The following is a 6,711-nucleotide window of genomic DNA, read 5'->3' on the forward strand; positions in this document are numbered from 1 at the left end:
ATCCCCAGTAAGACCTATTTCCCAATACAAAATTTACTAAATATGCGATCCAAAACTGATTCTGTCACCTCATCACCTGTAATTTCTCCTAAAGCTTGAATAGCACCCCGTAAATCAATTGACCAAAAATCAAAAGCTAAATGTTGTTGGGCTGTAATTTGTACCTGTTCTAAAGATTTTTTAGCTCTAACCAGTGCTGCAGCTTGTCGTTGATTAATGGCAATATCTAAGTCTGCAGCTTGTAGTTTACCTAAACCTATTTTCTCTAAAATCGCTGCTTCTAAAGCATCAATACCTTGATTTTGGGCAGCAGCTGTCATAACTCTAGAGTGTGACTCCTGAATTTGAGATTCAAGATTTATTATTTCATTTTCTGGTAACAAATCAATTTTGTTCGCTACTAAGATTACAGGACGATGTTTGATGCGATCGTAAATTTCTCCATCCGCATCTGTCCAACCAACAGAAGCATCAATAGTAAATAATACTAAATCTGCTGCTTTTGCTGCACCCTCAGAACGTTCGACACCGATTTTTTCAACTTGGTCTTCTGTATCTCTAATTCCTGCAGTATCTAGTACTTGTACTGGGATTCCACCAACAACTAACTGGGATTCCACAACATCCCGAGTAGTCCCAGGTAAATTAGTTACAATTGCTTTATCAGTGCGGCTCCAAGCATTTAACAAACTAGATTTTCCTACATTGGGGCGTCCAACAATTGCAACTCTCAACCCACTCCGCAACATTTCACCTTTGTTTGCTGTTGCTAGTAATCCGGTAATTTCAACAATAAACTTTTCGATTTGTAATAATATGTCGTCGCAATCTAAAGGCGGTAGATCGTCTTCAAAATCTACTCGGGCTTCAATCTCTGCTAAAACATCCAAACATTGGGCGCGTAATTTTCCGATAGAAACAGCTAATTTACCTTGTATACCTGCAAGCGCTGCTTGTGCTGCTTGGGGAGACTTTGCACCCACCAAATCTTTTATGCTTTCAGCTTGGGTTAAATCTAGCCTCCCATTTAAAAAGGCGCGGAGGGTAAATTCTCCAGCTTGGGCGAGCCTAGCACCATTTTCCAAGCATAGTTGCAATACTTGTTGTACCGCCATAATTCCGCCATGACAGTGAAATTCCACTATATCTTCGCGGGTATAGGAACGAGGTGCTTTCATAATCAATAAAAGTGCTTCATCCACAGTTTGTTTTGTTTGGGGATGGCGGATATAACCATAAAGAATGCGGTGAGTTTCCCAAACTTGATTTCCTGGGGTATGAAAAATAGTTTCAGCAATGTTCATTGCTTCTGAACCAGAGACGCGCACAATTCCTACACTACCTTGTTGGGGGACAACAGCTGTAGCAATGGCTGTAATAGTTCCAGTGGTGGCAAATATTTCCGACATCAGCGCCTTTAATTGAGATTAAATATTTGTAATTGATATTGGTTAGATTAACAATTTATATTGGGTTCTTTTCAGATTACTTTAGTCGATATCGGAGTTTAAGCAATAGGTAATTTATCAAATTGGAGTTGATTGCCAGAGCAAATCTGAGGTGTAACTATTAAACTTTTTCTAACTAAACCTCTTCAAACCTCCTCATTTGTTTGATATGACTAATGTACAGATTTGGATAGGTTTTTGAGTAAAGTATATGTTACCCCCAAAGAAGCGGCTAAATTCTACGGAGTTAGCATCACAACACTTAGAAGATGGGATAAAGAAGGAAGACTCGATTCAATTAGAACAGAAGGTAATCAGCGGCGATTTTGTATCCAAGAATCAACAAAACCGGAAGATAAGCCCGTTGTCTGTTATGCAAGAGTCTCTACTCATTCCCAAAGAGATGACCTTGAAAGACAGATTGAGTTTTTATGCCAGAGTTACCCGTCAAGCACCATTGTTAGTGAGGTTGGGTCAGGACTCAATTTTAAACGGAGAAAATTCATCAAAATACTGGAACAAGTATACAAGTCTGATATCTCAACACTTGTCGTCGCTTATCCCGACAGAGCAGTTAGATTTGGCTTTCCACTTATCGAGTGGTTATGTCAACAATCCGGAGTCAGGCTCGTGGTTCTCAACCAGCGTAAGTTATCTCCAGAAACAGAACTCGTTGAAGATATCTTGTCCATCCTCCATTGCTTCAGTGCAAGGTTATACGGGCTTAGAAAATACAAAAACAAAGTCACCAAAGAAATTCAAGACAAAACCTCGGAACCAGACAAAGAAATTGACACCCAACAGTGTCAGGAAGTTACGGGTGTTTCCTTGTAAAGAATTGCATAAAATTTGGAAACAATGGTTAAACGCTTATCGTTGGATTTATAACTGGACGATTGCAGTTTTAAAATCTGGTTCCAAATCATCTACCTATGATTTACAAAAACAAGCTAGAGAATGTGATAAATCAGATTGGGTTAATTCATTACCAGGTCATCAATTACAAGAGGCTGTAGCAGATGCTGTTGACGCTTACAAACAAGCAATTGCGAATAAAGGATATGCTAAATTCAAGTCTTGTCGTCAAGTTAGACAGGTAATCAAATTTAAAGCTGGAAACTTTAAGAAAGGTACTTGGTATGCAACTAAAACTAAAGGAACTAGTTTTAGAAGCCCTCAAGGTTTTCCTGATGAATGTTCTTACGGAACTCAACTAGTCTGGCTTAAAGGTAAATGGTACGGAATATTTCCAGAGTATATAAAACCTACTACAACTTACCGAAACAATGTGGTAGCTATTGACCCTGGGGTTAGGACATTTGCCACTTGTTACGATGGTTACCGTATTATTGAAGTAGGAAAAAACGATATCGGTAAAATTCAAAGATTGTGTTCTTATCTCGATAAATTAATGAGCCGTGGAGACTTAAGCGCTAGTAAGAAACAGCGACGAGCTATGAGAAAGGCTGCTCATAATTTACGCACTAGGATTCAAAATTTAATTAAAGAATTACACAATCAATTGGCTTCTTTCTTAACTGATAACTATAAATTGATTTATTTACCAATATTTGAAACTTCTAATATGGTTCTTAAATCAAAAAGAAAACTAGTTAAGAAAACAGCTAGAAACATGCTTACCTGGAGTCATTATAAATTTCAAAAACATTTAATCCAGATGGCTCAACGTAAAGGTGTTTTAGTTGTTTTGTGCAACGAATCCTATACAAGTAAAACTTGTCCCGAATGCGGTCATATTCACGATAAATTAGGCGGAAGCAAAAAATTCCAATGTCCCAACTGTGGTTATACAGCACCTAGAGATTGGAATGGCGCTCGGAACATTATGATTCGAGCTTTGTCGGCAACAACCATCCATATTAACGATGCTATACAGGTCTTACCTGCTTCTGAGTAGGTTTGTACAGGTTAAATGTTGCACTAGCGATAAAATATTTAGGTAAAAGAAAGGTATTTCTACTTATCCGGTCTACTATTCCGGATTACCTTCTACAGTAGGCGCTTTAAGATCATGCGCGAAGAGATCCAAAGAGAAAATAAACAAGGAAACCTGAAATGGAGAGCACCGAAATCAATTGCAAAGAAGCCTGTATTAATGGCTGTGTTTTAGGTGATAAATGTCCTAATACCGAGTACAGAGAAGAAGCAACAAAATTTATTGAGAATACATCTTTAGATAAAATGTTAGAAATGGCAGAAGCAGCAAGAATGAAAAAAATGATGGAACCTCCCAAATGGGTTATTCCAGATGATTTGTAGCTAGGAGTTTTAAGGAACAAAATTTCTGTAAGTTCCCCAACTATAGCGTAGCTCAGTTGGGGTTGTTTGTCTTTAAGTTAAAAACCAATATAGTTCAGTTAAAACTTTTTTTAAAACAAATACCACTGTAGAGACGCGACAGAGCCTGCGGCGTCGGCGTTAGCCTCTGTCGCGTCTCTACCAGGAAATTTAGGCTTATCTGAACCGTATTGAGTTAAGAACCTACTTTTAAGATGATATTACATGCTTGCTCTGCTTTAGCTAAAGTAGTACACGGTGCCCGTTACAAAATAAAATGAATAACAGTACAATTGCCGCAGCACAAAAAGCGCTTTTGGCTGGGCAACAATTACCGTCAAACTTTGGTTCAGATGCAGTACGCCCCAGCTACGAAGGATTAGGATTGGCGAATATCGCAACTCTGGCTATCGAGCAACTTTGTCCTGACGCCCCAAGTTTAAGCGAGCAAGCAACATTACCAGCTTTTAATCCTAAATTATTAGGAGTCGGTGCGATCGCCTCTGGTTGGGAAGAATGGCTGCAACAAGCCCCAATTAACCATATGGTGTTATTGATTATGGACGGCTTGGGTTTCGATCAGTTGCAAAGCTTGATGGATGCAAAAGATACTCCAGAACTTGCGATCACTTCCCATAAACAGCAAGCTTTTTTTATGCCGATAACTTCCGTTTATCCCAGCACAACGGTCACTGCATTAACTTCAGCTGCAACGGGTTACGCACCGGCTCAACATGGCATAATGGGCACTAATATTTATTTCCGAGAAATTGGTAGCGTTGTTAACCTAATTGGTTTTTGTCCTAATATAGCTCCAACTTCTGCATCTTTTCTTGATACTCAACTTAATCCAGACACCTTACTACCCGTACCTAACATTTATTTGCGGATGGAGAAAGCTGGTATAGATGTAGAAATTATCAATTTTTATCGATTCAAACAAACAAGTATCAGCCGTTATACTAGCGGAGGTAGTCAAGCTGGAAACAGTAAATTTAAGGGTTACATGACTGCATCTGATGCTTTCGCTCAATTACGTCAGCGCTTGCAAGCCAATAACAATCAAACAAAAAGTTTTACTTACATATATTTGCCTAACATTGATGGGGTTTCCCATCGCTATGGACCTTTAACTCCTTCATATCGTGCAGAGATTGCTGCAATTGATTTTACTCTGAAACGCGAACTTTTAGACCCCCTAGCAGGTCGTAGTGATACTGTTATGCTAATCACAGCAGACCATGGACAACGTCAATCATTCCCAGATAAAATTTTATGGCTTGACGAACATCCAGATTTAACTAAATTTCTATCGGTTCCAGCGGTAACGGGTGAGTCGCGAATTCGTTTTTTACATGTCAAGCATGGAGCAGAAGCACCTGTTCTTGATTATATGCAGCAAAATTTTAGCGAAGAATTCCTAATCATGACTACTTCAGAAGCTATTGAATTGGGTTTGTTTGGAGTTCCCGGTAAAGAAATGAATATGGAATCCAAGGATAGAATCGGTGATTTGTTAGTTATTCCACGTGGAGAATGGATGTGTCGCCAGCAAGTTACCAGCGAAGAGCGTCATCATGGACCGACTGGAATTCATGGTGGTTTGAGTCGCGCTGAAATGCTAATCCCATTTTTGGCTTATCGTTTTTAGCCTCAATCTAGAAATTGTACTCATAATTTCTATCTTTTGGGAGTTTTATAACAATGTAGGACTTCTAATATAATCTTCTCAACGCAGCATAGTTCGATTTATGGGTAAGAGTCACTTATCTACTTGATTTGCTGGAGGTTACGCTTACATCCGTTTATAGAGCTTATTGAATGAAAGTTACTCCCAAGCTCGTAAACATATAAATGCAATCCACAGATTTCTTATCGATATATTTTTAGACTTTTACAATGGTACTTCAAAACTTTATGTCTAATTAGTTAAGGAGTGGAAGAGTAGCCACTACATTGGTGCAGTAAATGACTTTTTTATAAAAAATTAACTTCATATATTCAAATCATCTAATTTATATTTTAGATATCTAAATATCTATATACCACTTGACTTATATCGGATACAAGTAACGAAAGTTACTGTTTGTGGAGAGAAATAGACTATAATTTAATTGATAGTAAACAGAAATTAATGCTGTTGACATTTAGAAGATATGACATTTAGAAGATATAAGTAATTTGCTAAAAACATCTATACTGTCGTGCAATTACTGCTGTTTTTTCTAATTACTCAGAAGTAGTTCTTGCTATGAGAAATGTTTGCCTAGGTATTAGAGAAACAACTTCATTACACTCTATAAGAAGTGAGTATTTTTGTATCTTTTGCTTTTGGGTATGAATAGCCAGCTAATTAATGGGAAGTATTTATATTTGTTAGAGTTTTTATTTATCTCGATCAGGTACTAGAGAAATTACTACATACTTCAAAATCCTTTCATATTAAATATCCGTTATTATACTCAGAACGTAGTGCCTTAAATAAATTTAAATTATAACTAAAATTATTTTTTGAATTACGCAATGACTTCAATAATTTAGTGAAACCACTGTAATTAGCTGCTTAGAAGGATGCAGTTTCACGACAAGAATTATGTGATGACAATCACAAAAACTTATGATTAAGATCCTCTCCTGAAATAGTTGTACTGGGCATAATACGTATAACTGAACTCTAGCCGAGTCATTAATAGGGAACACACTAATTGCCGACAGCCTTCCACCAAAGACTGTCGGTTTTTTATTTGCTTCAATCGGTTTCTTATGGTGACCTGAGAATTGATATTAGGTGCAACTAGATAATTAGGATTGAGATGTTTAGAGTAATAGACCTGTCCGGAATATTAACTTGGTGCCAAAAAAATGGTAGAACGGAGTTTTCACCGTCTACCAAAATGAAAAATCCACTTCATTATATTCAAGAATACCCACACCGCACAAAACAAATTCTGGGAATAAGCAACGA

5 protein-coding genes are annotated in these 6,711 nt (G+C 37.6%); 4 read left to right on the top strand and 1 reads right to left on the bottom strand.

The window, feature by feature from the left end; all coding sequences use genetic code 11:
* Positions 1-14 precede the first annotated feature (14 nt).
* Positions 15-1,409, bottom strand: a complete 1,395-nt coding sequence (gene mnmE / locus QNJ50_RS18250; protein ID WP_300637794.1) for a tRNA uridine-5-carboxymethylaminomethyl(34) synthesis GTPase MnmE — start codon at positions 1,407-1,409, stop codon at positions 15-17.
* 237 nt (positions 1,410-1,646) lie between these two features.
* On the opposite strand from mnmE, the gene QNJ50_RS18255 reads away from it, so the two are divergent.
* From QNJ50_RS18255 to QNJ50_RS18270, 4 genes are all read left to right on the top strand, one after another.
* On the top strand, positions 1,647-2,282 hold the full coding sequence (locus QNJ50_RS18255) for an IS607 family transposase (protein ID WP_300637796.1): 636 nt from the start codon (positions 1,647-1,649) through the stop codon (positions 2,280-2,282).
* Entirely contained in the window at positions 2,239-3,366 is a 1,128-nt protein-coding gene (locus tag QNJ50_RS18260; protein ID WP_300637798.1) for a transposase, read from the top strand. The genes QNJ50_RS18255 and QNJ50_RS18260 overlap by 44 nt, the downstream gene beginning before the upstream one ends.
* Positions 3,367-3,524: 158 nt before the next feature.
* On the top strand, positions 3,525-3,728 hold the full coding sequence (locus QNJ50_RS18265) for a hypothetical protein (protein WP_027843412.1): 204 nt from the start codon (positions 3,525-3,527) through the stop codon (positions 3,726-3,728).
* A gap of 295 nt (positions 3,729-4,023) precedes the next feature.
* The gene (locus QNJ50_RS18270) at positions 4,024-5,397 is read left to right on the top strand and encodes an alkaline phosphatase family protein (RefSeq protein ID WP_300637801.1); all 1,374 of its coding nucleotides are present in this window, start codon (positions 4,024-4,026) and stop codon (positions 5,395-5,397) included.
* Positions 5,398-6,711 lie beyond the last annotated feature (1,314 nt).

This window comes from Mastigocoleus sp. MO_188.B34 (assembly GCF_030065675.1).
GTDB lineage: Bacteria > Cyanobacteriota > Cyanobacteriia > Cyanobacteriales > Nostocaceae > Mastigocoleus.